Genomic DNA, 26,046 nt, shown 5'->3' with positions numbered 1-26,046 from the left:
CACAGGTGTTGTTAAGCAAGTCCTTTATTACCTAACTTATAGGTGGAGTACATTATGTCTTGGACCCCTGAGATTGCCGCGGAACTTGAAGTTTTATGCTTATATAATTTAGACAGCATGCAAGAGGGCATTAAAGTGCACAGCAGTGCTGGCGCCGAGCGGGTTGCCGCTGCCCAGCGTTTGTTTGAGAAAGGTTTGATTAGCCAAGATGATGGTGGCTATTTAACCAGTTTAGGGTTGGAAACAGCAGCCCATGCGCAGGCTGTACTTACTGTTCTAGCTGACCAATAGAGCGGTTGGCGAGGTCATGGTTGATATACGCTTAGAAATCGACGAAGGGATTGATCGTCAAGATTTAACCCGACTGCGTAAGCGTTTCTTAGCTGTCAACCATGACCGACTGCAGCGGGCGCACTTAGTGATGTCCTCGCGTCAGCAATTGGTGCTGCGTTTATTGCCTTTGCTACTGCATGTCAATCACCCGCTATTACCCGGTTATGTCTCCAGCACCACCCCAGCGGGTTTAAGTAATTTTGTTCCGGAGCCTGACTTAGTCCAAGAAGCGCAAAGCTTTGCCCGTTCATTTACTTATAAAGCGCCACGGGGATACCGTGTTGAGCAGCCTTTACATGCCTTATTTTTAATGGGCAGCCTCGGTTCTGTGGCTTATGCTGAAGACAGTGATATGGATTTTTGGCTGTGTCATGGCGCGGATTTAACGCCGGCACAGCTAGCTGAATTACGTAAAAAATGCGATTTGTTGCAAGAGTGGGCCGCGACTTTAGGGGCGCAGATTTACTTGTTTTTAATTGAGCCAGAGCAATTTGCCAGTGGCCAAGATAACGATCGTCAGCTGTCTTTAGATGACTGCGGGACTACCCAACATTATTTGTTACTGGACGAGTTTTACCGCACAGCACTTTGGTTGGCCGGGCGTATACCGATCTGGTGGCTGGTGCCGGTCTATGAAGAACACCGTTATGCTCAATACTGCGCTACTTTATTAGCTAAGCGTTTTGTCCGCAGTGAAGAAGTGCTGGATCTGGGCTGTTTGGCGCATATTCCTCCCGGTGAGTTTGTGGGAGCAGGCATGTGGCAGCTCTATAAGGGTATTGAATCACCATACAAATCCTTATTAAAACTTTTGTTAATTGAAGTGTACGCCTCTGAATACCCTCAGGTGCAGTGCTTAAGCTTGAGTTATAAGCAGGCTATTTATGCCAATCAGCTCAATGTGGATGAGCTGGATGCCTACGTTATGCTGTATCGACGTCTTGAGGCGTACTTACTGGAGCGCAAAGAGCTAGAGCGCTTGGAGTTGGTGCGGCGCTGCTTTTACCACAAGGTGGGTAAGCGCTTAACTCAGAGTCGTCTTAATCGCTCAAAAAGCTGGCAACGTCTTGTGTTGGAGCGGTTGACCAATGCCTGGGGGTGGGGTGAGGCGTTATTGGCTCATTTGGATCGCCGCAACCAGTGGAAAGTTGGCCAAGCACAGCAAGAGCGTCGCTTGCTGGTCAATGAGCTGGTTTACAGCTATCGCTTCTTAAGCCAGTTAGCCCGCTCCATGCAGACTGAACAAGCGGTTAATGCCCGTGATTTAGCCGTGTTGGGGCGGCGTTTATATGCGGCCTTTGAGCGTAAAGCGGGCAAAGTGGAATACCTTAATCCAGGTATTGCTCCAGACTTATCTGAAGAAACATTAACCTTGGTTGAATGCCTCCCAGGTGATGGTTCTGAGCCAACCTATTGGGGGTTATTCCGTGGCAGCTTGGCTGGCTTAGAGTGGCAAAATCATTCACCGTTAAAGCGCGGTAAGGCGCTGCTGCCGGTATTGGCTTGGGCATATCTGAATGGGGTTATTGATGAGTCAACCCGACTGACCTTGTTGCTTAATGGCAGTGATTTAACTGAGTATGAGTTGCGTGGCATTCTCACCAGTTTACGGCGCGTGCTGCCCTTACCCTTCGCAGCGGTAACAGAGGAAAAGTTACTTAGCAGCAGCTACCCCAGCGCTGTTTTGCTGCTGGTTAATGTAGGGGTTGACCCGCTGCGCCAACACAGCCAAGCCAATGTGCATATGGCCAGTGAGCAGGTGGATGCGTTGGGCTTCTCTGGCTTACGGGAAAACTTGGTACTGAGCATTGATCAAGTTGTATTAAACAGCTGGAATGAACTGATTGTCAGTCGTTATAGCGGTGATAATGCGTTACTGCAATGCTTAAGTGAGCTGCTCAATGCCAGCGCTGGAAAGAGTACAGCTGCGCAGATTCATGTCGGGTGTTTTTGTCAGAATCGAGCTGCATCAATTGTAAAACGGGTGGAACAAGTGGTGGCGCAGGTTTTTGCCAGCATTGAGCAGGGTAAAGATAGCCGCTATTTATTACAAATAGAGCAGCAGTTACATGTGCTGGAGTGGCGTGACGGCCGTGCTGGATTTATTTCATTTACCCATGTGGCAGAACTCAGCGGTTATTTAGCGCAAGAGCAAGCGCGGTACATTCGTTGGCGAGTGGATGAATATGCACTGCTTGGGCATGTCTTGAAGTTTATTTTGCCCGTGGGCCGTGAAGATGCGATACAGGTTTTTTATCGGGTAAATGCCGGCCAAGCGCAGCTCTATGTCTTAGATGAACGCAATGGCTTGTGGCAGCAGAGTCAGCCTTTTATTGATGAGCAGGCGTTGTTATTGCCTTTGCAGCGCTTTTTAAACTCATTGCTGTACCGTCATACCGTGACTGAAAGCTTTACAGAGCAAGCCCTCAACAGCACGCAGCTTAGCGTTAATTATCATCGTATTTACCCTGACGGCACTGACAGCCCAGAGCGCATTGAGCGCTGTCGCCTAGTCAGCGCTGAGCGTGAGCATACTTTTTATGCTGTGCAGGTGATTTATGAAGAGGATGGCTCGTTAACACTGTATTGCAATCATCAAGAGTTTTCGCAATTGCAATACGGTGATCAGCTGTACCACTATGTTGCCCGCTATATTTTAGGCATGCGCCGTACTGCAGAGCGATACCCGTGCTATATCACGGATATCGATTTGGCAAAAATTGTCGGTCACAGCGATGTGCAAACCATGCACTTTTTACAGCGCAAAACTATTTTGGAAAGACGCCTCAACGCCGCATTACAGCAGCTCTAGCAAACAGCGACTGGCGCTGGTGAAAAGTGCACCTTTATAGGGTGAAATCGCCCTGTGCTTCCGGCTGATATTCAACCTTGGTCAAGGTTAGCTTCAGGGTTTTACCTTTTGCAGTTTGCCAGTCAATGCTCTGCCCAACGCTCAGGCCCAGTAAAGCCGTGCCAATGGGCGCTAATACTGACACATTGCCGGCGCCGCCACCTTGCTCAGGGTAAGCAAGGGTCAGCTGGTAATCAGTTGCTGTGCTGGCCTCATGGAAGTGTGCTTTGGAGTTCATCGTCACGATGTCGTTAGCAATCTCGGTATGACCAACAAAATTCGCGCGGGCAAGTTCTGCTTCTAGGGCTTCGGCTGCTGCGTCATAGTCATCTAGATTGTCGAGCACCTGCTCAAGACGTTGCATATCTAAACGAGTGACGGTGATCGCGGGCTTGTTGCTCATAGTATTTGTTGCACTCCTAGCGTTTTTAATGACAAGTAAAAAAGACAAAACCCCGCCAAATGACGAGGTTTTTAAGGTGCTGTTTATTCTTTACAGCACAGGCATTCAACGTATCACAGCTAGGTAAATAAGCAAGCGCCGCGCTGCAAGCAATAGTTAGAGGCTGCTTAAATCAAAGTTGTGTTGAGTGTGCGCAAGCAGTATATCGCTGAGCATTTGTCCTAGAGTTTGTTCGGTGCCGGCACAATACCAAGCGGTTTGACTGCTGTCGTAATCAAAATGAAAACCTCCGGTGCGGTCGGCTAACCACAGTTGCTTAAGCGGCTCTTGACGGCTGAGAATTAATTGGTGCTGGTTTTCAAAAGTCAGGGTTAAAATACCGGCACTGTTTTCAATATCAATGTCGACATCACTGTTGTCGATGATGTCTTCTAGATTAATTTGGGTGGTATCAACAAGATCGTGAAACTGACTATTGCTCAGGCTCATGGAGAGCTCCTATATAGGTATTGGCAGACTAAATATGCTGGCTAACCAAGCTGGTTGACCGAGAGTTAGCCCATAATACGGCTTTTTCATCAGGATCCTAGCCTGGCAGCTGATTCTGCGCATAGGCAAGATTATGAGGGGTCGGTATACTCAATACATTATTAGTTTTGACGAAGGGTTTATTATGAAGCGTATTCTGCTTCCAATTGTTGCATTATCAGTGATATTGCTGGGCTTAACAGCCTGCGGCCAAAAAGGCCCATTGTATGACCCAGATGATGAAAAGGCTGCTCATGAACACCGTAAAGATCGCTACGAACTCTAATGGGGGCTGACATGCAAGCATTTACTTATCAACAGGGTGAGCTGCACGCAGAAGATGTTGCGTTGTCCAGCATTGCTGAGCAGTTTGGCACCCCAACGTATGTGTATTCACGCGCGCATATTGAAGCGCAGTACCGCAGTTACGCCGATGCCTTGCAAGGCGTGGAGCACTTGGTGTGTTATGCAGTTAAGGCCAACTCTAATATCGCCGTACTCAATATACTGGCGCGCTTAGGTGCTGGTTTTGACATTGTTTCCATTGGTGAATTAGAGCGCGTGCTTGCTGCTGGCGGATTGCCGGAGCGTGTGGTGTTTTCGGGCGTGGGCAAAACCCGCGAAGAAATGCGCCGCGCTTTAGAGGTGGGTGTGCACTGCTTTAACGTGGAGTCTGTTGACGAGCTGGAGCGCCTGCAAGAAGAGGCTGCGCGGCTTGGGGTTATTGCACCTGTATCTTTGCGGGTTAATCCCGATGTTGACGCGGGCACTCATCCGTATATTTCTACGGGCCTGAAAGATAATAAATTCGGTATTGATATTAATATTGCTGAGTCGGTGTACTTGCGTGCTGCGGTGCTGAGCAATATCGCTATTAAAGGTGTGGATTGCCATATTGGTTCGCAACTGACCACTCTTGAGCCGTTTTTAGATGCGCTGGATCGGGTGTTAGTGCTGGTTGATCGTTTGGCTAAGCACGGCATCACTGTGCAACATTTGGATTTGGGCGGTGGTTTAGGCGTTCGCTATCAAGACGAACAACCACCTTGCGCCGGAGAGTATATGGCCGCCGTGCGTGAGCGAGTGGCGGGCCGTGATTTGGCTTTGGTTTTTGAACCGGGCCGCTATATTGTCGCTAATGCTGGTGTGCTACTGACCCGTGTGGAATATCTAAAGCACACTGAGCATAAAGACTTTGCGATTGTCGATGCCGCTATGAATGATTTGCTGCGTCCAGCGCTGTATCAGGCATGGATGGACGTGCAGCCAGTTAAACCCCGTGCCGGCATGCCGCGCAAGTATGATGTGGTCGGACCTGTGTGTGAAACCGGCGACTTTCTGGCTAAAGAGCGTGATTTAACCTTAGCCGAAGGCGACTTGCTTACCGTGAGCTCTGCTGGGGCTTATGGGTTTGTGATGAGTTCCAATTACAACAGCCGAGGTCGTGCGGCAGAAGTGGTTGTCGATGGTGAGCATGCTTACCTCGTCCGCCGTCGTGAAAGCATAGAAGAGTTATTTGCTCACGAAAGCCTACTGCCGGAGGCTTAACATGCTCCTGCGTTTTACGAAAATGCATGGCTTGGGTAATGACTTAATGGTGCTCGACTTGATCAGTCAGCATGCTTATATCCAGCCGCAACAAATGCGCGCATGGAGTGATCGCCAGACTGGAGTGGGCTTTCGGCGCTTAGCTTTAATTGAAGTGCCGCAACGCCCAGATGCTGACTTTAGTTGCCGTGTATTTGATGCGCAAGGTGCCGAAATTGATTGGTTAGCCAGCGATGTCTGTTGTGTGGCGCGTTTGGTGGCAGATAAACGCTTAGTGGCCAAAGCGCAAATGCGTGTTGAATTGCGCCACGCGGTTATTGATGTGCAGGTGCATACAGATGGTGCCGTTTCTGTGCCTCTTGAGCTGCCTGAAATTTTGACCGATGAAGTGGCTTTGCCCAGTGCTTTTATCCAGCAGCAAGGGCAGCCACGCTGGTTGTTGGATAAGAACTTTAAGATGCTCTCCATGCAGGGCTTGCATGCTGTTTTATTGGTGGCTGATTTGCCGCGCTTGCCGATGGCCGAGCTGGCTGGGCATCTAGAGCAGCAGGCCAGTTTCCCGCGGGGTACGACAATCAGTGCCGTGCAGGTGCAGGATAGAAATAATTTAAGCGCGCAAGTGTGGCAGCTTGGCTATGGTGCTCTTGATAGTTTTCATCACAGCTGGTGTTCTGTTGCTGTGGCGGCAATCGCGCAGGATTGGGTGAACCGTCAGGTGCATATTGAGTTTGCCAGTGCTAAAGCTAGAGCTTGGTTGCAGTGGTCGAAAAATGATCACAGTGTATATTTTACGGGTTCGGCAACCCGTGTTTATGAAGGGCAAATTCGCTTATGAGTAACCAACAACCGCCAGTCGCAGCAATCACCGCGGAGCAAGTGGTCAGCTACCTAGAAAATAATCCGGATTTCTTTATTGAACAGGACGATTTATTAGCACAGTTGCGTATCCCTCATATGCGCGGCAGCTCTATTTCGCTCGTCGAGCGTCAGGTTGCGGTGTTGCGTGAGCGTAATCTTGAAATGCGTAATCGTTTGACTCAATTGATGGATGTTGCACGGGATAACGACCGTTTGTTTGATAAAACCCGACGTCTTATTCTTGAAATGCTTGATGCACAGACTTTGGATGAGTTGGTTAGCGCTGTGGATGATAGTTTGCGCCACTCATTTGGCGTGCCTTTCGTTGGGTTGACGTTATTCACTGATAAGCATATCAGTGTTGGCCGCAGTCAAACCTTGAAATCTGCGCAGCAGCACATTGGTGGTTTGCTGGCGGGTGGTAAAGCCTTGTGCGGCGTTTTACGGCTGAAAGAATTAGAGTTTTTATTTGGCAAGAGTCAGGCCGCGGAGATTAAATCTGCGGCTGTGGCTGCTTTAGAGTATCAAGGTATACAGGGTGTGCTGGCGGTGGGCAGTGACGACCAGCAGCATTACAGTAACTCTATGGATACACTGTTTTTAACTTACCTAGCCGATGTTTTGGCGCGCTTATTACCCTCGTTATTGGCATCTTTGCGAGCGGTTAAGTAAGTGTTGCTTATGGGTGGTATATGCAAGAGCAATTAAGTGCTTATCTTGAGTACTTACAAACTGAGCGGCAGGCTTCTGCGCATACTTTCAGTGCTTATCGCAGTGACTTGGCGAAAGTTTTAACGTTTGCTCAGCAGCAGCAGTTAGAAAGCTGGAGCGCTTTGCAGGTGGCGCACCTACGTGAATTGGTTGCTGAACTGCATCACGGTGGCTTGACCGGGCGTAGTATTGCCCGCTTATTGTCAGCGGTGCGTGGCTTGTATGCTTACTTACTGCGTGAAGGTATTTGCCAGCATGACCCTGCTGCCGGTATTCGTCCGCCGAAAGGGCCGCGCAAGTTACCTAAAGTGCTGGATGTGGATCGAGCTCAACAATTGTTGGATAGTCCGGTGGCCGATGATTTTGTTGGATGCCGTGATCATGCAATTTTAGAGTTGTTGTATTCCTCGGGACTGCGTCTGTCGGAGTTGGTGGGTTTAAATATTGCTGACATCGATTTAGCCCAAGGTTTGGTTTTAGTTTTGGGTAAAGGTAATAAGCAACGGCTGTTACCGGTGGGCAGTAAAGCGGTTAGTGCTGTGCAGCGCTGGTTGGCTGTGCGCGGCACGCTGCAATCTGAGGATCAGGCACTGTTTATTGGCGTGCGCGGTCGGCGCATGAGTCCACAGTTGGTGCGCGAACGAGTTCGGCAAGCCGGTGCCCGAGACCTCGGCCAGCACTTGCACCCGCATATGCTACGCCACTCTTTTGCCAGTCATATTTTAGAGTCTTCCCATGATTTACGTGCGGTGCAAGAGCTGTTGGGGCATGCGGATATCAGTACCACGCAGATTTATACCCACCTTGATTTTCAACATTTAGCGCAGGTCTATGACCAAGCTCACCCGCGTGCGAGGCGTAAACCAGAGCCATGAGTATTCGTTTAATGACTTTTGATCTTGATGACACTCTGTGGTCAGTAAAGCCAGTGATTACTGCGGCAAATCAGGCTTTAGGGGTTTGGTTGCTGACGCATGCGCCGAAGCTGGGCGAGTTGAGCAGTGAGCGGTTAGGGCAGTTGCGTGGTGAGTTGGTTGCACAGCAGCCGCTGCTGGATCAGCGTGTCAGTGAGTTGCGCTATCAGGTGTTGTTGCGGGCTTTATTGCAATCAGGCTACCCAGAGCTTGAAGCCCGTGATTTAGCTGAGCAGGCATTTCAGGTGTTTTTAGCTGAACGGCAAAAGGTTGAGCTGTTTGCTGATGTTGTGCCTACCTTAGAGCAATTGCGGCATAGTTATATGTTGGGGGCCTTGAGTAATGGTAATGCGGATGTGCGTCGTGTGGGCTTGGGTGAGTATTTTTCTTTTGCGTTAAGTGCCGACATCTTGGGTGTGGCCAAGCCTGAGCCTGAGGTGTTTTTGGCTGCATTAGCGCGCGCACAAGTTAAGCCTGCGCATAGCATTCATATCGGTGATCATCCAGAGCACGATGTGTTTGGCGCGCAACAGGTGGGCATGCGCACCATTTGGTTTAATCCTGAACAAAAGATCTGGACGGGTGAGCGCGAGCCCGATGCGCAGATTAACCAGATATCTCAGTTGCCTGATTTGATTAAGCGTTTTGACGAGTAGATTCATTAAGCCAATACTTTCTGAAGCTGGTCAGTGGGCTGTAAGTGGACGCAGCAAGGATAAATAACTGTGTGGGCGCACCTCGCTAATGACGCTTTATCCTCAAAGGATCATCCTGATCCTATTCGGGCGCTGCTTAACCATTGATGTTGTTGGCCAGCGTGTAGTGCGACGCTCTTTTACTGTTTGGTTTAATCAGTATTTATAAGGTAGACAGCTGCCTGCTTCCAAAATGACTGCTGTTGCAATAGCGCAGACAGCGCTGCTGGTTAATCAGTGCTGTGTTGTTGCTGTGACGAGCGAAGCCATGGATGGCGTAGCGCCAGAGTTGAACCCAGGATGGGTTCGTCGATGGAAAAACAGCAACAATACAGCATGCTAGCCACAAATCTGATCAATAGTCACTGTTTTAGAAATGCTCTAGTTCTATTGTCGGTAGTTACTGCTTAGATGAGCAGAGCAGTGAGTTAGAGGCAAAAACGCCCGAATCAACGGGCGTTTTTAATGCGAGCTGCGAGCTATTCGCTTTTCATTTTAGCAAAGGCTTTTTCTGCTGCATCTAGAGTGATCTGCATTTCAGTATCACCTAGGGCGATTGAAGTGAAACCTGCTTCAAACGCACTTGGTGCTAAATACACGCCACCCTCGAGCATCAAGTGGAAGAACTGCTTGAAATGCTCAACATTGCAGCTGGTCGCATCGGCAAAACTGGTGATATTTTTACGGTCGGTAAAGTACAGGCCAAACATGCCGCCGGCTTGAGTGGTAGTAAAGGGAATCCCAGCGGCATCAGCGCGCTCTTGCAAACCTTGCAGCAGGCGCTGCGTGTAATCCGTCAACTCTGCATGGAAGCCTGGGCGGCTGATGAGTTTAAGGGTGGCAATCCCTGCAGCCATCGCCAGAGGGTTGCCAGATAAGGTGCCTGCCTGGTAGACCGGGCCTAAAGGTGCGATGTAGGACATCACTTCTTTCTTGCCGCCAAAACAGGCCACTGGCATACCGCCGCCAATCACTTTGCCGAAGGTGGATAAATCTGGAGTGATGCCGAAGTGAGCTTGTGCGCCACCGAGTGCCACACGGAAGCCGGTCATGACCTCATCAAAAATCAACACCACACCGTACTTATCACATTGCTCGCGCAAACCTTCTAAGAAGCCCGGTACAGGTGGTACACAGTTCATATTGCCGGCAACTGGCTCAACAATAATACATGCCACCTCGTCAGCTTTTTCTGCGAGGCACGCCGCGACTGCGTCAAGGTCGTTAAAGGGTAGGGTAATAGTGTGTTGGGCAAAAGCTGCCGGCACGCCGGGGGAGCTGGGCACACCTAAAGTCAGCGCGCCAGAGCCTGCTTTTACCAGCAAACTATCGGAGTGACCGTGGTAGCAGCCTTCAAACTTAATAATGCTATCGCGACCGGTATAACCACGGGCTAAACGAATAGCACTCATGGTTGCTTCAGTGCCTGAACTGACCATGCGCACCATATCCATGGACGGCACTAAGCTGCAAACTAAGTCGGCCATTTCAACTTCTAGGGCAGTGGGGGCGCCATAGGATAAACCGTGCTCGATCTGTGCGCGTACTGCGTTGAGAACTTCTGGGTGGCCATGGCCAAGAATCATCGGGCCCCATGAACCAACATAGTCGACATAACGCTTGTCATCTTCGTCGACAACATAAGCGCCTTCGGCATGTTTAAAAAATAAAGGTGTGCCACCCACGCCAGCAAATGCGCGCACTGGGGAGTTTACACCGCCGGGGATATGTTTTTGGGCCTGTTCAAATAAAGATGCTGAACGTGTCATTAAAAACCTCATCTAAATAAGCAGTGAGCGTATCGCTGCGAAAATTAATCAGTAAAAAGCGCGCTAAATGCCCGCGCCCGTTGTTCAACTGCTGCAGCAGAGTCTGCGGCAAATAATCCATGGATTACCGCAAGCATAGCTGCGCCGTGTTTAATCAGAGTGCTACCGTTGTCTAAGGTGATACCGCCAATGGCCACAACTGGTGTTTGCAGTTGTTGCGCGTGTTCTAATAACTCAGTGCTGGCAAAGACGTCACCCGGTTTGGTTTGAGAGTTGTAAAACCGACCGAAGGCAATGTAATCCGCTTGCTGCTTAACAGCGTCCTCAGCTAAGTCCAGCCGAGCGTGACAGGTTGCGCCAATAATGGCATCGGGCCCCAGTAACTGGCGGGCCTGCAAGAGGCTGCCATCTTCTTGACCAAGATGTAAGTCTGCACCGAGCTCTAGGGCTAAATGGACATCATCGTTGATAATCAAGCGCGCGCCATAGTCCTGGCAAAGGGTTTGCAGAGCCTTGGCCTCATGTAAGCGACGAGAGCCATCGGAAGATTTATCGCGGTACTGTAAAAGCTTCGCGCCACCCTGTAGAGCCGCTTCGCAATAGGGCAACAAACGGCCGTCGGCTAGTAGTGTAGAGTCGGTGATGGCATAGAGGCCACGTAAAACTTGAGTTTTGTTACTCATGGGTGGCAGAAGTCTAAGGGTAGGCGGCGTGGAATATATTGGCCGCGACCTGGCGCCTCAGCATCGCGCAAAGTGCGCCAAGTGTAGTTGAGGGCTGACTGCACAGCGCTGACCAGCTCTTCGCCTAAAGCTAAACGTCCGGATAAGGCGCTGGCTAGAGTGCAGCCTGAACCGTGGTACTCGCCAGGTAAACGAGCGCAGGTAAAGGTGTGGCTGCTGCCATCAGCACAGTAAAGACGGTTGTGTACTTCGTGTTCATCACCGTGTCCGCCGGTAATTAACAGGTTCTGACAATGCTTGAGCAAAACTTGCGCGCACTTATCTGCTGTGCCGTTAGGCAGCTCAGCGAGAATCTGTGCTTCAGGTAAATTGGGCGTAACAATGGTTGCTAGAGGCATCAATTTAGAGCGTAAAGCATAACCCACTTCGTCTTTGCCTAAAGCGCCGCCGCCGCCCGCGCGTAACACTGGGTCGCAGACAAACGGCGTGTCTGCCAGTCCTTGGATAATCTGTGCAACAGTATCCACCATCTCTAAAGAGCCGAGCATACCCAGTTTAATTGCTGAAACAGGCATGTCTTGCACAATGGCTTGCGCCTGAGCAATGACCCAGTCGTGCTCCAGGATCTTGAAATCACTGACGTCAACTGTGTCTTGAATGGTTAGTGCGGTAATCACTGGTGTGGCATGGCAGCCTTGGGCAATTAAAGCCTCAATATCTGCTTGTAAACCGGCACCACCAACAGGGTCGTGACCTGACAAGCACAATACTGCAGGGCGGGAAGTATATGTATTCATAAGTTCAAGTTTACCATGGATATTAAAAGGGCTTTACGTAGCCGTAGCAGTGGTAAAACCCGAGTTCGACAATTAATGTTGAGCTGTCGGTGGATTTGTATTGCTAGCAGTATCGTCATCGAGGGTGCTTGGTTCAACACCTGCGTCTGCATCAAGCCAAGATTGCGCACGTTTGCGCGCCATAGCGAAGTTGCTGACATAAGAAATTTTACTGTGACTCAAACCAATCCCAGCGCGGTGCATCTTTTGTCGAACCTTAGCTGAAGCACCTAAAAATATAATGCCAATGTCATTTTTCTGGTAGTCGTTGAGCACATTACTCAGCGCTGCTAGTGCCGTCATATCCAGCATAGGAACAGCCCGTAGATCAATAATGGCAACGCGAATTTCAGGGTTGAATTTACGCAGCACGCTTAAGGCTTTTTCTGCCGCACCAAAAAATAGGGGGCCGCGAATGGCGTAAACAGTGACTGAATCTGGCAAGTCAGGAATGTCATGCTCGTCCGGTGACACGCTCGCTGTGTCGGTTAGATCGCTCATGCTTTTGATAAACAAGCCAGCAGCAAGCAATAAACCAACGCCCACAGCCAAAACCATGTCAAATAATACGGTCAGTGATAAACAGGTCAGTAGCACCAGCACATCGTTACGCGGTGAAATGCGCAGGGTGTGGATAACATGTTTGGGTTCGCTCATATTCCAAGCAACCATTAATAACAGTGCCGCCAGTGCCGCCATGGGCAAGTGACTAAACATTGGGGCTAAAAAGAGCATAGCCAAGAGCACTACACCGGCATGGATAATGGCTGCTATTGGCGAGAAGGCACCGGCACGAACGTTAGCGGCGCTGCGCGCGATAGCGGCTGTGGCAGTGATACCACCAAACATGGGGGCGAGAATGTTACCGATCCCCTGGCCAAGCAACTCACCGTTGGGGTCATGTTTAGTGCCGGCCATCCCGTCTGCTACCACGGCGCAGAGCAAGGATTCAATGGCGCCCAACATAGCAATAGCAAATGCAGGGGCGAGGAGTTGCCGAAAAAGCTCAAAAGAGAGTAGCAGTGGCTTACCGTCTGGGCCTGACATTTCCCATGGCCACATAAAAGAAGGTAAGAAAGGCGGTATGCCTGGATGGGCGACGCCATCAACTGTATAGCTGAAGCGCTCACCTATGGTGGCGACGGAAATGTCAGCGTTATTTAAAGCCAGGCCAATAAAGCTACCTATTGCCAGCGCGACTAAGTGACCGGGGATCTTAGGCACAAAACGCGGCCAGATAATCAAGACCAACAGTGTGATTGCTGCAACTAAGGTATCGCCAAGCTGAATACTGGGCAGGGCATGGGTTAAAGCGCTGATTTGCTCAATATAGTTTGCCGTTGGCGCGACATTAGTTAGGCCGAAGGCATCTTTAATTTGTAAGGTTGCAATCACCACGCCAATCCCAGCAGTAAAGCCTAGGGTGACGGGGTAGGGGATAAACTGCAGCAGAGCACCTGCCCGTAAAACAGCCATGGCGATTAAAATCACCCCAGCCATAGCGGTGCACAGCAGTAGTCCGCCAACCCCAAACTGCTGGGTAATAGGCAGCAAAATAACCACAAAGGCAGCAGTGGGGCCGGATACGTTAAAGCGTGAACCACCGGTTAGGGCTATTAGTGAGCCGCCAATCAGCACGGTATATAGACCGTGTTGCGGAGGAACGCCTACAGCAATAGCCAGTGCCATGGCTAAGGGTATAGCGATAATGCCGACAGTTAAACCGGCGCTAATATCGCCACGTAAAGCGTTGAGGGTATAACCTTCGGCGAAGGTTTGGCGTAATGCAGAAAATAATGGCGGAATGTACATAGTGGCTCCACAAGTGCGTGCCACCTTATTATAGACCTATGCGCGGCGAGTAATACTAGTGTGAGAGGTTTTCAGCTTTTTTACTGGGTTTGGGGTGGGTATAGACTTGCTCTTACTTAACTGTCGCTGCGCGGCACTCCGTAGCTATTGCTACTAGTATGGTTGCGCTCGTGTTGGCGTTGCTTAGCTGCTGCTTAAGTCGTCCTGCAAATAATAAAGCGGTTGCTTTTTTTTCACTAACAGGCATACTTACGCGGCTCTTTTGTGGGTAATGCCTAGCCCAATGCAAAAGAGAAGGTGAAGTGATGCCAATTTGCCGAATTGAGAGCCATAGCAGACGTGATAGACCCGAGCCCCCGAAGTAGCGTCTGTCATATGAGCTTACTTTGACTTGTCAAAGACAATACTATTCATTAGGATTTGCCGTCTATTTTGAAGACGGCCCTGAGGCCATAGCGAATGAAAACTTTTACAGCAAAAAATGAAACAGTACAGCGCGACTGGTATATCGTCGACGCTGCAGGCCAGACCCTGGGTCGTTTGGCCACTGAGATTGCCAGCCGTTTACGCGGTAAGCATAAGCCTGAGTACACTCCACACGTTGATACTGGCGATTACATCGTTGTTATTAATGCTGAGAAAGTATGTGTTACCGGTAAAAAAACATCAGATAAAATCTATTACTCACACACTGGTTTTCCTGGCGGTATCAAGGAAATCAGCTTTGAGAAACTGATTGATAAAGCACCTGAACGTGTTCTTGAAGCTGCAGTTAAAGGTATGCTTCCAAGAAATCCGCTGGGCCGCGACATGTATCGCAAGCTGAAAGTGTATGCTGGTACTAACCACCCGCATGCTGCACAGCAGCCCCAAGAACTTAAGATTTAACGGGATAGTTGATTATGTCGGCGACTCAAAATTACGGCACAGGCCGTCGCAAGACTGCAACCGCACGCGTTTTTTTACGTCCGGGTACAGGCAGTATTTCTATTAATAACCGCACTTTGGATAACTTCTTTCCACGTGAAACTGCACGAATGATGGTTCGTCAGCCACTGGAGTTAACCGATTCTCTTGAGAAGTTTGACATCATGATCACCGTTGCTGGTGGTGGTGCAAGCGGTCAAGCAGGTGCAATTCGTCACGGCATTACTCGTGCTTTGATGGACTACGATGAGACTTTACGTCCAGAGCTGCGTAAAGCTGGCTTTGTTACGCGTGATGCTCGTGCAGTTGAGCGTAAGAAGGTTGGTCTGCGTAAAGCACGTAAGCGTCCTCAGTACTCTAAGCGCTGATTGGCATTTGCTGCAGAAAAACGCCCGTTTCCGCAAGGAATCAGGGCGTTTTTTGTATCTAAAGTGCTCTGCGACAATTTGCCACTGACTTGGTTTGGTGGCCTAAGGAGCGCTTGAGTAAAGCGTAATGTGCGATAAGCTTGTCAAGAAGACACCTTTTCTTTACCATTTGTTACATTCGAAAATATAAGTAGCTTTTTTCTTATTACAAGGCCTGACAACAGGCTACATAGCTGATGGGAGACAACTTAATGAGCAATGACGGCGTGAATTCGGGCCGACGTCGCTTCCTAGTGGCAGCCACCTCTGTGGTGGGTGCGGCTGGAGCGGTAGGGGCAGCGATCCCGTTTCTGGGGTCTTGGGCCCCCAGTGCTAGGGCGAAAGCCGCGGGAGCACCAGTGCGAGTGAATATAAGCAAGATTCAGCCGGGTCAGCAGATTGTTGCTGAGTGGCGTGGTCAGCCTGTATTCATTTTGAATCGCACCCCTGAGATTTTAGAGCGTTTAAAAGGAATTGAAGGCAGCCTTGCTGACCCGAGTTCAAAAGAGTCAGAGCAGCCGAGCTACGTTGGTCCTGAGGACCGCTCTATTAAGCCTGGTTTGCTCGTAGTGCTTGGTTTGTGTACGCACCTAGGTTGCGCGCCAACATTCAGACCAGAAGTCGCTCCTGCGGACTTGGGGCCTGAGTGGGTGGGCGGCTATTTCTGTGCTTGCCATGGTTCCCGTTATGACTTAGCAGGCCGTGTATATAAATCTCAGCCTGCACCGCTGAATTTGCCGGTTCCTCCGTACTCTTACGAAACGGATGAAGTCGTCATTATTGGTGTCGATGAGGAGACAGCATAATGAGTAAGTTTATGGAGTGGGTGGATGCGCGTTTTCCAGCCACAAAAATGTGGGAAGACCACTTATCCAAGTATTACGCACCGAAGAACTTTAACTTCTACTACTTCTTTGGCTCACTTGCGCTCTTAGTTTTAGTTAACCAGCTCTTAACGGGCATTTGGTTAACCATGAGCTATGAGCCTTCAGCAGAGGGTGCGTTTGCCTCTGTTGAATACATCATGCGAGATGTTGAGTACGGTTGGATTTTACGTTACTTGCACTCCACTGGTGCATCAGCGTTCTTTATCGTCGTCTACATGCATATGTTCCGCGGCTTGCTCTATGGCTCCTACCAGAAGCCACGTGAGCTCGTGTGGGTCTTCGGTATGCTGATTTATTTGGCACTGATGGCTGAAGCATTCATGGGCTACTTGTTGCCATGGGGGCAGATGTCCTACTGGGGCGCACAGGTGATTATTTCACTGTTCGGTGCCATTCCAGTAATTGGTGCTGATCTGACTGAGTGGATCCGCGGTGACTACCTGATTTCAGGTATCACACTTAACCGCTTCTTTGCCTTGCACGTTGTTGCTGTGCCTATTGTGTTACTAGCTTTGGTTGTTTTGCATATCTTAGCTTTGCACGAGGTTGGCTCAAACAACCCAGATGGCGTTGATATTAAAAAGCATAAAGATGAAAACGGTATTCCTCTAGACGGTATTCCTTTCCATCCGTACTACACGGTGAAAGATATTGTTGGTGTTGTAGTGTTCTTGTTTGTGTTCTGTTTCGTGGTGTTCTTCTTCCCAGAAATGGGTGGGTACTTCCTCGAGAAGCCGAACTTTGAGCAAGCTAACGCGCTGAAAACACCTGACCATATTGCACCGGTTTGGTACTTCACACCCTTCTATGCAATTTTACGTGCAGTACCTGATAAGCTGATGGGTGTAATTGCCATGGGTGGCTCAATCGCCTTGTTATTTGTGTTGCCTTGGTTGGACCGTAGTCCAGTTAAATCAATGCGCTACAAAGGCTGGATGAGCAAAGTATGGCTCTGGCTGTTCTGCATCAGCTTTGTGATTCTGGGTGTGCTGGGTGTTTTAGCACCAACACCGGAGCGCACGTTGGTGGCACGAATCTGTACTATTATTTACTTCGCATACTTCATTCTGATGCCTTTTTATACCAGAATGGAGAAGACTAAACCGGTTCCGGAAAGGGTGACTGGCTAATGAAAAAGCAAATTGCTGCATTACTTTTAGCTGCATTACCTATGTTTGGTTTTGCTAGTAGCTATCCACTGGATAGTGTTTCAATTGATCTGGCTGACAAAGCAGCTCTGCAAGATGGCGCGAAAACCTTTGTAAACAACTGCATGGGTTGCCATGGAGCAAAGTTCCAACGTTACGAGCGTGTTGCGAATGACTTGGGTATCAATGAAGAGCTGATGATGGATAACTTAGTATTTACTGATGCTAAGTTTGGCGATCATATGAAGTCCAGTATGAGAGAAGCGGACGGTAAGTTGTGGTTCGGTGTTGCACCGCCAGACTTAACCAACGTTGCTCGTGTGCGTGGAGCTGACTGGTTGTACACTTATATGCGTACATTTTATGAAGATCCATCACGTCCTTATGGCGTAAACAACAAGGTGTTTGACTCTGTTGGGATGCCTAACGTGTTAGTTGGCTTACAAGGGCGCCAGGTTATTGGTTGCAAGCAAGTGCAAATTGAGGAAGATGGGCAAAAATTATTTGACCCGTTAACTGGTTTGCCAATCACTGAAGAAGCTTGTGATCAATTAGTTATTGTGCCCAATACAGGTAGCTTGAATGAAGCGGAGTTTGACGAGAAAATTAAAAATCTTGTGACATTCCTCGAATACTCTGCTAATCCTGTTAAGCTTAAGAGCCAGCGTATCGGAACTTATGTGTTATTGTTCCTTGCCTTCTTCTTTGTTTTCGCTTACTTGTTGAAGCGTGAATACTGGAAAGATGTGCATTGATCTACAGCGCGTAACTACCGAGTGACACACGCGCCCTGAGGGGCGCGTGTGTCTTTGTGCTTTATGTATATTTATAGTGGAGGAAGGAAGCATGTCGTCTGCCCCCAATAAGTTGGGCTGTTACTCTGATCCTACGTGCCAATACTCACATCGTGTGCGTTTGGTTCTGGCGGAGAAGGCAGTAACTGCTGAAATCATGGACGTAGTGGATGGTGAGTGCCCGGAGTACTTAGCTGAGGTAAACCCTTACGCTACAGTGCCAACTCTGGTCGATCGCGATCTGGCTTTATACGACTCAACTGTCATACTTGAGTACTTAGATGAGCGTTACCCACACCCGCCATTGCTGCCAGTGTATCCAGTCGCGCGTGCTAATACGCGTATGCTGTCATACCGTGTGCAACGTGACTGGAGTGCGCAAGCTGATTTGATTTTAGATAAAAAAACCAAAGAAACCGCACGTACTAAAGCCCGTAAAGAACTGCGTGAAAGCCTCACTGGTGTTGCGCCAGTGTTTGCGAGCATGAAGTACTTTATGAGCGATGACTTTAGTTTAGTGGACTGCTATTTGTTACCGCTCTTGTGGCGTTTGCCAGCTTTAGGTATTGAATTGCCAAAAGCTGCTCAGCCGCTTCTAGAGTACATGGACCGCAACTTTGAGCGTGAAGCTTTTCAGGCCAGTTTGTCTGAGGCTGAGCGTTTAATGCGTCCTTAATCAGGAGTAATTAAATGATGAACTCCAGTCGCCCTTACATATTGCGCGCCTTGCACGAATGGATTGTTGATAATGAGTGCACGCCGCATCTGTTGGTTGATGTGAATTATCCCAATGTCAAAGTCCCGCCAGGCTATGCAGTGGATGAGCAAATAGTGCTTAACACTGCGCCAGCTGCGGTACGGTATTTTGAAATAGATAATCAGGCTGTGAGTTTTGAAGCTCTGTTTTCCGGTGCGCCATTTTCGTTGTATGTCCCCATTGAGGCGATATTAGCAATATATGCCCGCGAAAATGGCCAAGGTATGTTCTTTGATGCGACCTCAGCGCAGCTGGGAGAGGATCAGGAAGATCCAAGTCAAACCGATGAAGAACCGTCTGTGATGCTGCGTGCGGTTGAAACTGAGCGCTCTGAAGATAATCCAGATCCTGATGATGAGCCGCCGCAACCGCCATCCTCAGGACGTCCGAGTTTACGGATTATCAAGTAGTTGTATTCTTTTTCCGCGCTGGCCGTATTGACGGTCAACGCGGTAAAAGAGTTTAAGGCGTGGCGCTCAATCTGTGCAATGCAGGTTTAATTGACGTATTCAAATAAGCGCACAATCTTTTGTACACCATTCACTTCTTGCGCGACTGCAGTGGCGCGATTTGCCTCGGCACGGCTAATAATTCCCATTAAGTACACAACACCATTCTCAGTCACAACCTTTACCTTAGTGGCTGGTACGTCGTTATAAGAAAGCATGCGGGTCTTGATGTTGGCGGTGAGTAAGCCATCATTGCTGCGTACTAAGCCGGAGGTCGGCGTGGTGATTTGTAACTCGTTATGAATTTTTTTGGCGCTTGTGACTGACTCTGCAGCCTTGCCTGCCAGCTCTTTAAGCTCTGCACTGGGTGTTTGCCCTGTCACTAGGACAATGCCGTTGTAGCTCGTCACTACAATGCGTGAGGTGCTGGTGGATAAGTCAATGTGAGCATTTTTTATCGAGCGGGTGACTTCTGGGCCAATAAACTGGTCATCAAACTTATTGCCGAAGCTGCGTGCGCCACAGGCACTAATAAGCACGCTGAGCAGCGCTATGGTAAGTACTTTACGAATCATTCTTCACTTCCGAACAGTTGGTGGTCAATCAGGTCGCACAAGCTGTGAATCACTAACAGGTGCACTTCTTGAACGCGTGCAGTGACATTAGAGGGTACGCGAATCTCGACATCATCTGGTAATAGCAGTGGCGCAATTTGCCCGCCGTCACGGCCTGTGAGGGCGACCACGTGCATGTTACGGTCATGGGCAGCATGAATAGCTTGCACGACGTTTGCTGAATTACCACTGGTGGAAATCGCTAGTAAAACATCACCGGCTTGCCCTAATGCACGAATTTGCTTAGAGAATACTTCCTCGTAGCTGTAGTCGTTGGCAATGGAGGTGATGGTGGAGCTGTCGGTGGTGAGGGCAATAGCTGGGAGGCTTGGACGCTCACGCTCAAAGCGGTTGAGCATTTCTGAAGAGAAATGCTGGGCATCACCCGCTGAGCCACCATTGCCACAGGCGAGGATTTTTCCCTCGTTGAGTAAGGAGCTCACCATCATTAAGCTGGCATTTTCAATGGCAGGGGGGAGTACAGTTAAAGCATTTTGTTTTGTTTCAATGCTGGCTTGAAACATGTGTTGAATACGCGGTTGCATAGGATCAGCCTTTATTAAAAATGGTGTTAGGTTTCAAATGCATCTTGAATCCAGTCTAAGTTGAATACCTGAGCAGTGCATGGTTGTGCAGTAATGACATCAAAGCGACAAGAGTGTTCGAGCCACTGTGGGTATTCATTTAAAAAAACTTCTGCAGTGCGCACAAGTTTGTCACGTTTCGCTTGGTTGATACTGTCAAGCGCACCACCGAAGTGAGTATTTTTACGGTAGCGCACTTCAACAAAAACCACAGTCTCTTGTTCTAACATGATTAGATCTATTTCGCCAAAACGGCAAGACCAGTTCTGAGTAATGATGCTTAAACCGGATTTTTTCAAGTGGTTTAGGGCATGCTGCTCAGCGGCCTTGCCAATTTTGAGGTGTTTAGTCAATCTGCGCCTCATGGATTTGCTCAATAGCGCCGTTAGCAAACTGTGTCCAGTATAAAGTACGTTCAATGCGTTGGTCTGGGCTGAGCTGCAAAATACCCGTTAAACCCGAGGCACTGCTGTTGGGTAGGACTTGTAGCTGCTGGAGCTGGCTGGCCAATTGGTAGGCATCAGCGCCCATGGCATAAAAGCGTCCCATACTGCCTAAGGCCTGCGGCCAATGGTAGGTGATGTGCTGGCGAGTAGCATCGTTCGACTCAATGAACCAAGGCATTTCACTGAACTGAATACCTTCTAGCTCTGGGTATATTTCCCCAGGACCTGGGTTAACCGCTGAGGTGGCGTAAATAGGAACATCACCAGCATATTGAAAGGCCAGTGTCGGTTTGATTTGACGAGCTTGCTGTGGGGTTGCCGCCAGAAATATAAAGTCGATATCTTGGCGGCGAGCAGGCTGGGCAGCCACTTTCGTGCCTAAGGTGTTTTCCAGTTGCTTGCTGCGTTGCTCACTAGCGCGCAGCTGAAACATATCGGCAATTTGCCCAGCTAACTCAACGGGGCGGTCAATGTGTTTAGTGACGACCAGCTCGCCCCCTAAGGATTGCCAGTGGCTGGAGAATGCTGCCAGAACGCGGTCACCCCAAGCGTTTTGTGGTACCAAAGCAGCAGCCCGGCGCATACCGTCGGCCCACGCTCGGTCAGCAGCCAGACGGGCTTCATCTTCTGCGGCTAAGCCATACTGAAAGAGGAGCTTAGAGCCGGACTGATGGCTGTCAGCGTAGTTGAGGGCCAAGGTGGTAATGGGCAGTGTGGAGCGGCTGGCCAACTGGCGCACTAAGGGTTTTTCCCAAGGGCCAACCACTAACTCAATGCCATCGGCAGCTGCCTGCTTGTAGAAGGCGTCCATGGATGCGATGTCGCTGCTGTCGTAGACGAGGACCGTTGGCGTGGCTTGTCCGTTTGCTTGGGCGAGGTAATGGGCGGCAAAAAAACCATTGCGCAACGCGTTAACGACATTTTGATTCGGGTCTTGTGAGGGCAATAGCAAGGCGAGGGTTTGGATATTTTTCGCCTGAATTTGCTGCAGTTTTTTTAGCGTTTCTGGCAGTTGCTGAGCGGCTGGGTGTTGAGGGTTTTTGGCCATCCACTGCTTGATGCTGGCTTGTTGCTGCTCAAGGGAGTCGCTGGCCTTGGTGAGGCGGACTAATTCCATCCAGCCATCGAGGTCTGCTTGGCCGCTACTTTTAAGCTGCGTGCGTGGCAAGCTGCTGAGTAATGCCCAGATGCTTTGGTGATTATCGAAAGCCTGTTGCCCATCGAGTAAAGGTGCGATAAAAATGCGCTCGCGGGCAGCTGCTAGAGGTTTGCCAGTATCTTGCAGCGCTTGTGCGCGGGCCAGCTGCGTGCGAGCCTGTTGGCTGATGGGGAGCTCACTGAGATGGGTGAAACTTGGGTCGGCTAGAGCCTGCAAAGCACTTTTGGGCTGCTTGCGGCCCAGAGCAAGTTCTGCTTCTAAGGTTTTAGCAAATATTTGCTGGGCAGGCGTGGCTTGGCTTAAATCGATGCCCTCTAATATTTCGCGGGCGCGCAGTGCTTGCTTTTGCTGCCAAGCCAAGTCTGCAGCAGCTAAATACAAGCCTACAGCTTGGCTGTCACTTTTTTTGCTGGCTTGCAGTAGCAGTTTGTCTAAGTCTTCATATTTAGTCGGCGGCAGTTGACCTAAGCTGTTGCTCGGGGAACTAGAGCAAGCCACTAACACAGCTGATAAGCCAAGTATTGAAAGCAGACGTAACGGAGTTTTCATAGCGAAGCAACCCAAGCACAATAAAATGAATGTGGTGATTGTACCCAAGCCAATGCTTAGGTGCGATCTTGTCAGCCTAAATCAGGCTACAATAGCGTTTAAATCTGTTTCTTTGGAGCGTTTTGTGAGCCCATCCACACCACAGGCTAGCGAGTTCGGCACATTGTATGTGGTCGCAACGCCGATCGGTAATCTTGACGATATCAGCGCCCGTGCCTTGCGCATACTCGCTGAGGTCAGCCTGATTGCTGCAGAAGATACCCGTCACTCCAGTCGATTGTTGCAGCATTTTGGTATTCGGACGCCTTTAGCGGCCTGTCATGAGCATAATGAGCGCGAGGAAGGTGGGCGTTTTATTACGCGCTTACTGGCGGGCGATGCTGTGGCTTTGATTTCTGATGCCGGTACTCCGTTGATTTCTGACCCCGGCTATCACTTGGTACGACAAGCCCGAGCAGCAGGTATACAGGTGGTGCCGGTACCCGGTGCTTGCGCGTTAATTGCTGGATTATCAGCAGCTGGTTTAGCTTCGGATCGTTTTGTTTTTGAGGGTTTTTTGCCTGCGAAACACGTGGCGCGTTGTGCGCGTTTAGCAGCAGTACAAAATGACCCGCGTACTTTGATATTTTATGAAGCACCGCATCGTTTATTGGACAGTATTGCCGATATGCGCGATATCTTCGGTGCCGATCGCCCAGCAGTGCTGGCACGTGAGCTGAGCAAAACCTTTGAGACAATCCATGATTTACCCTTGGCAGAGCTGCATGCTTGGGTTGCTGCCGACGCTAATCAGCAGCGGGGTGAGTGCGTACTGCTAGTAGCAGGCTATCAAGTTCCGGCAGACGCTCCTGAGGTGCCCTTGGAGGCGCAGCGAGTGCTTACATTGCTTATGGCGGAAATGCCTTTAAAGCGTGCGGCAGGTTTAGCGGCGCAAATCACTGGCGCGCGTAAAAATGCACTGTATCAGTGGGCGTTAGCGAGCAAGTCGGCTGAGGGGTAATTGAGTAAAGTGCACTGCTGTCAGCCCGTATTGCAGCAATTGTCTAATGTTGGCATGTTCAGAGCGTTCTGGGTGGGCCAAAACCCAAGTGTAGTGCTCACCAAAGGCGCGCAAGGCATCAGCAGTGCTGAGGTTTTCTAATAAGGCTAAGCCAAGAATTTTACAGGAGCCTTGATTGCTGCCAGCGGCATTATGCAAGCCCCCATTGTCAAACGCGCGGGGTGTATAGCTGTAGTTGGCATCAATAAAAGCCAGAGTATCGGCAAAGCGATGCTCCGGCTGTTGGATGGCGTTGAGGAAATCTACTAAGAGCATCACTTAAGCCGCGCGGTGTGCGTTGAGCGTTACTGAGACAGACTCAGAGAAACGCAGAGCGTGGGGTTTGTCGACTTCCACTTCAGCGTAGCGCACGCGCTGGTGACGCATTACACAGTCAAGCACGTCTTGGGTGAGGCGCTCCAGTAGTGCGAAACGGTTTTCTTCTACGTGCTGGATGATTTCTTTGGTGATGGTGCGGTAGTTCAGTGCGTGGCTGATTTCGTTAATTTGCACAGCATCATCCGCTGGGTAGAGCAGAGTGATATTAATTAAAATATCTTGTTTGTTACGGATTTCATCTTCATTGATACCAATGTAGGTGCGCAGCCGTAAGTCTTTAATGCGAATCCGCGCCATACCAGGTTCTAGTCGTGCCATAGATTAGTGACTCCGAATCAGTTGAAGAAACTCTTGGCGAGTGGTGCCTGAGCTGCGAAACACACCCAGCATTGCAGAGGAGGTCATTACGGAGTTTTGCTTTTCTACGCCGCGCATCATCATGCACATGTGCTTGGCTTCAATCACCACTGCGACCCCTGCCGCGCCTGTGACTTGCTGGACTGCATCGGCAATTTGGCGGGTGAGGTTTTCTTGAATTTGTAAGCGGCGGGCAAACATATCAACAATGCGTGCCACCTTGGACAAACCAATGACTTTACCCGTGGGGATATAGGCTACGTGCGCTTTACCAATGAAGGGCAGTAAGTGGTGCTCGCATAAGGAATACAGTTCAATGTCACGGACAATCACCATTTCATCGCTTTCTGACTCAAAGAGTGCATTGTTGACGATTGTGTCCAGGTCTTTTTCATAGCCGTTGCACAGATACTGCATGGCTTTGGCCGCGCGCATTGGGGTATCGCGCAAGCCTTCGCGGTCAGGATTTTCACCTAGGCCTGTTAAAATTTCGCGGTAATGTTTGCTTATTTCTTCAGTCATTTTTGCTCTCCGCGGCACGCATCACTTTAGATGCCGACCACCGTTTACAGTAAGGGTTGTGCCGGTTACATAAGGTGTGTCCAATAAGTAACGTAGGCTTTGATAAATTACTTCCGGGCCAGGCACAGTGCCCAATACGGATTTAGCTGTAGCGCGACGCTGGTACGCTGCATCGTCGTCTGGATGCAGCATAATTAGAGCCGGCGCTATGGTGTTGACTTTAATCTGCGGGGCTAAGCTGGCAGCAAATGATAGGGTGAGATTATCGAGCCCTGCTTTACTGGCACTGTAAGCAATGCGTTTAGCGCTGCCGCGGCGAGTGACATCATCAGAGATGTGGATAATATCAGCCTGAGGCGATTGTTGCAGAAGCGCCGCACAGTGTTGATTGATCAAATAAGGGGCCAAAACATGCACATTCATCATTTGCTTAAAGGCATCGCTGTCGGCACCGTCCTCGCTTATCCACAGAGAAGCATTGTGGATAATAGCCCGTAGCGCTGGTGTGTAAGCTTTGATGGCGGCAATAAAGTTTAGAATGCCTTGCTCAGTAGCAAAGTCTGCTTGAATGCAATGTACGCCTAGTTTGCGTAGTTCAGCAACTTCAGGACGCTCTTGCCGGTAGCTGATTATCATCGACTGGTCGTTTGCTAAAAAACGCTTCACGCAGTGCAGTCCTAAGCGTTGACTGCCGCCGGTCAGGAGGATTGGCGCGCTATCACTCATCATTTGGCCTTAGGGTAATCCGTGGTTGCTAGTGGCAGTTGACTATCAAGAGCTCTGAGATAGGGGGTGGATAAAGCTATACTAGACTGCAAATGAGTACAACCTACAAAAACTGGGTGAATTGCCCTTGTTACCAAAATCGCGGAAAGCCTCGTACTTTGAGTGCGAGGATGGATAGCGAGGGCGGCGTAAGCAGCCCCTAATAGGTTGTTCAAGTCTTTGCAATATAGGTTGGTACTGGTATTATATACAGCATGATAAAGCACACCAAAACATTAAAAGTTCGCATTCGAGATAAGCACCGACCACTGCTAAACAGCATGGCTCGAAGTGTCAATTTCGTCTGGAACTTTGTCAATGAATTAAGCCAGCGCTCGATTAAAGAGCGTGGTGTGTTTTTG

General features: G+C 49.6%; 30 protein-coding genes. 16 read left to right on the top strand and 14 right to left on the bottom strand.

The window, feature by feature from the left end:
- The first annotated feature begins 54 nt into the window (after positions 1 to 54).
- A complete protein-coding gene (locus tag O6P33_RS00155; protein ID WP_269818244.1) occupies positions 55 to 291 on the top strand; it encodes a TIGR02647 family protein in 237 nt (78 codons plus the stop codon).
- A gap of 16 nt (positions 292 to 307) precedes the next feature.
- A complete protein-coding gene (locus O6P33_RS00150) occupies positions 308 to 3,145 on the top strand; it encodes a class I adenylate cyclase (protein ID WP_269818243.1) in 2,838 nt (945 codons plus the stop codon).
- Positions 3,146 to 3,179: 34 nt separating this feature from the next.
- Here the strand turns inward: O6P33_RS00150 and rnk are convergent, their stop codons facing one another.
- Positions 3,180 to 3,587, bottom strand: coding sequence for a nucleoside diphosphate kinase regulator (rnk, locus tag O6P33_RS00145; protein WP_269818242.1), 408 nt, complete (start codon positions 3,585 to 3,587; stop codon positions 3,180 to 3,182).
- 156 nt (positions 3,588 to 3,743) lie between these two features.
- Positions 3,744 to 4,076 carry an iron donor protein CyaY gene (cyaY, locus tag O6P33_RS00140; protein ID WP_269818241.1) on the bottom strand — a complete coding sequence of 111 codons (333 nt, stop codon included), beginning with the start codon at positions 4,074 to 4,076 and terminating at the stop codon, positions 3,744 to 3,746.
- Between the two features lie 184 nt (positions 4,077 to 4,260).
- Between cyaY and lptM the strand changes: the two genes are divergently transcribed.
- From lptM to O6P33_RS00110, 6 genes are read left to right on the top strand one after another with little or no spacing between them, the layout of a single operon-like run.
- The gene (gene lptM / locus O6P33_RS00135; RefSeq protein ID WP_269818240.1) at positions 4,261 to 4,401 is read left to right on the top strand and encodes an LPS translocon maturation chaperone LptM; all 141 of its coding nucleotides are present in this window, start codon (positions 4,261 to 4,263) and stop codon (positions 4,399 to 4,401) included.
- 11 nt (positions 4,402 to 4,412) lie between these two features.
- Positions 4,413 to 5,663: a diaminopimelate decarboxylase gene (gene lysA, locus O6P33_RS00130; protein ID WP_269818239.1), complete on the top strand. Its 1,251-nt coding sequence runs from the start codon at positions 4,413 to 4,415 to the stop codon at positions 5,661 to 5,663.
- Between the two features lies 1 nt (position 5,664).
- On the top strand, positions 5,665 to 6,498 hold the full coding sequence (locus O6P33_RS00125) for a diaminopimelate epimerase (RefSeq protein ID WP_269818238.1): 834 nt from the start codon (positions 5,665 to 5,667) through the stop codon (positions 6,496 to 6,498).
- Entirely contained in the window at positions 6,495 to 7,193 is a 699-nt protein-coding gene (locus tag O6P33_RS00120) for a DUF484 family protein (protein ID WP_269818237.1), read from the top strand. Before O6P33_RS00125 ends, O6P33_RS00120 begins: the two co-directional genes overlap by 4 nt.
- 20 nt (positions 7,194 to 7,213) lie before the next feature.
- On the top strand, positions 7,214 to 8,107 hold the full coding sequence (gene xerC / locus O6P33_RS00115) for a tyrosine recombinase XerC (protein WP_269818236.1): 894 nt from the start codon (positions 7,214 to 7,216) through the stop codon (positions 8,105 to 8,107).
- Complete coding sequence (locus O6P33_RS00110; protein ID WP_269818235.1) at positions 8,104 to 8,802, top strand: HAD family hydrolase; 699 nt, start codon at positions 8,104 to 8,106, stop codon at positions 8,800 to 8,802. Before xerC ends, O6P33_RS00110 begins: the two co-directional genes overlap by 4 nt.
- A gap of 518 nt (positions 8,803 to 9,320) precedes the next feature.
- Here the strand turns inward: O6P33_RS00110 and hemL are convergent.
- From hemL to dauA, 4 genes are all read right to left on the bottom strand, one after another.
- The gene (gene hemL, locus O6P33_RS00105; RefSeq protein ID WP_269818234.1) at positions 9,321 to 10,610 is read right to left on the bottom strand and encodes a glutamate-1-semialdehyde 2,1-aminomutase; all 1,290 of its coding nucleotides are present in this window, start codon (positions 10,608 to 10,610) and stop codon (positions 9,321 to 9,323) included.
- Between the two features lie 44 nt (positions 10,611 to 10,654).
- A complete protein-coding gene (thiE, locus tag O6P33_RS00100) occupies positions 10,655 to 11,293 on the bottom strand; it encodes a thiamine phosphate synthase (protein WP_269818233.1) in 639 nt (212 codons plus the stop codon).
- Positions 11,290 to 12,090, bottom strand: a complete 801-nt coding sequence (locus O6P33_RS00095) for a bifunctional hydroxymethylpyrimidine kinase/phosphomethylpyrimidine kinase (RefSeq protein WP_269818232.1) — start codon at positions 12,088 to 12,090, stop codon at positions 11,290 to 11,292. Before O6P33_RS00095 ends, thiE begins: the two co-directional genes overlap by 4 nt.
- Before the next feature lie 72 nt (positions 12,091 to 12,162).
- Positions 12,163 to 13,941, bottom strand: a complete 1,779-nt coding sequence (gene dauA, locus O6P33_RS00090; protein ID WP_269818231.1) for a C4-dicarboxylic acid transporter DauA — start codon at positions 13,939 to 13,941, stop codon at positions 12,163 to 12,165.
- Between the two features lie 459 nt (positions 13,942 to 14,400).
- On the opposite strand from dauA, the gene rplM reads away from it, so the two are divergent.
- The 7 genes from rplM (at position 14,401) to O6P33_RS00055 (ending at position 19,271) form a co-directional block, all read left to right on the top strand.
- Positions 14,401 to 14,829, top strand: coding sequence for a 50S ribosomal protein L13 (gene rplM / locus O6P33_RS00085; protein WP_269818230.1), 429 nt, complete (start codon positions 14,401 to 14,403; stop codon positions 14,827 to 14,829).
- 14 nt (positions 14,830 to 14,843) lie between these two features.
- A complete protein-coding gene (gene rpsI / locus O6P33_RS00080) occupies positions 14,844 to 15,236 on the top strand; it encodes a 30S ribosomal protein S9 (RefSeq protein ID WP_269818229.1) in 393 nt (130 codons plus the stop codon).
- Between the two features lie 251 nt (positions 15,237 to 15,487).
- The gene (gene petA / locus O6P33_RS00075; protein WP_269818228.1) at positions 15,488 to 16,081 is read left to right on the top strand and encodes a ubiquinol-cytochrome c reductase iron-sulfur subunit; all 594 of its coding nucleotides are present in this window, start codon (positions 15,488 to 15,490) and stop codon (positions 16,079 to 16,081) included.
- Positions 16,081 to 17,292 carry a cytochrome b gene (locus O6P33_RS00070; RefSeq protein ID WP_269818227.1) on the top strand — a complete coding sequence of 404 codons (1,212 nt, stop codon included), beginning with the start codon at positions 16,081 to 16,083 and terminating at the stop codon, positions 17,290 to 17,292. The genes petA and O6P33_RS00070 overlap by 1 nt, the downstream gene beginning before the upstream one ends.
- Positions 17,292 to 18,065, top strand: coding sequence for a cytochrome c1 (locus tag O6P33_RS00065; protein WP_269818226.1), 774 nt, complete (start codon positions 17,292 to 17,294; stop codon positions 18,063 to 18,065). Before O6P33_RS00070 ends, O6P33_RS00065 begins: the two co-directional genes overlap by 1 nt.
- Before the next feature lie 91 nt (positions 18,066 to 18,156).
- Entirely contained in the window at positions 18,157 to 18,780 is a 624-nt protein-coding gene (locus tag O6P33_RS00060) for a glutathione S-transferase N-terminal domain-containing protein (protein WP_269818225.1), read from the top strand.
- Between the two features lie 17 nt (positions 18,781 to 18,797).
- Entirely contained in the window at positions 18,798 to 19,271 is a 474-nt protein-coding gene (locus O6P33_RS00055; RefSeq protein WP_269819550.1) for a ClpXP protease specificity-enhancing factor, read from the top strand.
- Positions 19,272 to 19,357: 86 nt separating this feature from the next.
- Here O6P33_RS00055 and O6P33_RS00050 read toward each other — a convergent pair whose 3' ends face one another.
- The 4 genes from O6P33_RS00050 to O6P33_RS00035 are packed head-to-tail and all read right to left on the bottom strand — an operon-like array spanning position 19,358 to position 22,662.
- The gene (locus tag O6P33_RS00050; RefSeq protein ID WP_269818224.1) at positions 19,358 to 19,885 is read right to left on the bottom strand and encodes a BON domain-containing protein; all 528 of its coding nucleotides are present in this window, start codon (positions 19,883 to 19,885) and stop codon (positions 19,358 to 19,360) included.
- Positions 19,882 to 20,469 carry a phosphoheptose isomerase gene (locus O6P33_RS00045; protein WP_269818223.1) on the bottom strand — a complete coding sequence of 196 codons (588 nt, stop codon included), beginning with the start codon at positions 20,467 to 20,469 and terminating at the stop codon, positions 19,882 to 19,884. Before O6P33_RS00045 ends, O6P33_RS00050 begins: the two co-directional genes overlap by 4 nt.
- Positions 20,470 to 20,495: 26 nt before the next feature.
- Positions 20,496 to 20,861, bottom strand: coding sequence for a YraN family protein (locus O6P33_RS00040; protein WP_420094949.1), 366 nt, complete (start codon positions 20,859 to 20,861; stop codon positions 20,496 to 20,498).
- Entirely contained in the window at positions 20,854 to 22,662 is a 1,809-nt protein-coding gene (locus O6P33_RS00035; RefSeq protein WP_269818221.1) for a penicillin-binding protein activator, read from the bottom strand. Before O6P33_RS00035 ends, O6P33_RS00040 begins: the two co-directional genes overlap by 8 nt.
- A gap of 124 nt (positions 22,663 to 22,786) precedes the next feature.
- On the opposite strand from O6P33_RS00035, the gene rsmI reads away from it, so the two are divergent.
- Positions 22,787 to 23,662, top strand: coding sequence for a 16S rRNA (cytidine(1402)-2'-O)-methyltransferase (gene rsmI, locus O6P33_RS00030; protein WP_269818220.1), 876 nt, complete (start codon positions 22,787 to 22,789; stop codon positions 23,660 to 23,662).
- Here rsmI and O6P33_RS00025 read toward each other — a convergent pair.
- From O6P33_RS00025 to folM, 4 genes are read right to left on the bottom strand one after another with little or no spacing between them, the layout of a single operon-like run.
- Complete coding sequence (locus tag O6P33_RS00025) at positions 23,636 to 23,977, bottom strand: HopJ type III effector protein (RefSeq protein ID WP_269818219.1); 342 nt, start codon at positions 23,975 to 23,977, stop codon at positions 23,636 to 23,638. The two genes, rsmI and O6P33_RS00025, sit on opposite strands and share 27 nt — an antisense overlap.
- A 3-nt stretch (positions 23,978 to 23,980) precedes the next feature.
- A complete protein-coding gene (folX, locus tag O6P33_RS00020; protein ID WP_269818218.1) occupies positions 23,981 to 24,358 on the bottom strand; it encodes a dihydroneopterin triphosphate 2'-epimerase in 378 nt (125 codons plus the stop codon).
- Between the two features lie 3 nt (positions 24,359 to 24,361).
- Positions 24,362 to 24,919, bottom strand: a complete 558-nt coding sequence (gene folE, locus O6P33_RS00015) for a GTP cyclohydrolase I FolE (protein WP_269818217.1) — start codon at positions 24,917 to 24,919, stop codon at positions 24,362 to 24,364.
- Positions 24,920 to 24,940: 21 nt separating this feature from the next.
- Positions 24,941 to 25,648, bottom strand: coding sequence for a dihydromonapterin reductase (gene folM, locus O6P33_RS00010; protein ID WP_269818216.1), 708 nt, complete (start codon positions 25,646 to 25,648; stop codon positions 24,941 to 24,943).
- Positions 25,649 to 26,046 lie beyond the last annotated feature (398 nt).

Source organism: Denitrificimonas caeni (genome assembly GCF_027498055.1).
Taxonomy (GTDB): domain Bacteria; phylum Pseudomonadota; class Gammaproteobacteria; order Pseudomonadales; family Pseudomonadaceae; genus Denitrificimonas.
The sequence above is the reverse complement of the archived record's forward strand: the minus strand, read 5'-3'. Positions and strand labels throughout refer to the sequence as shown.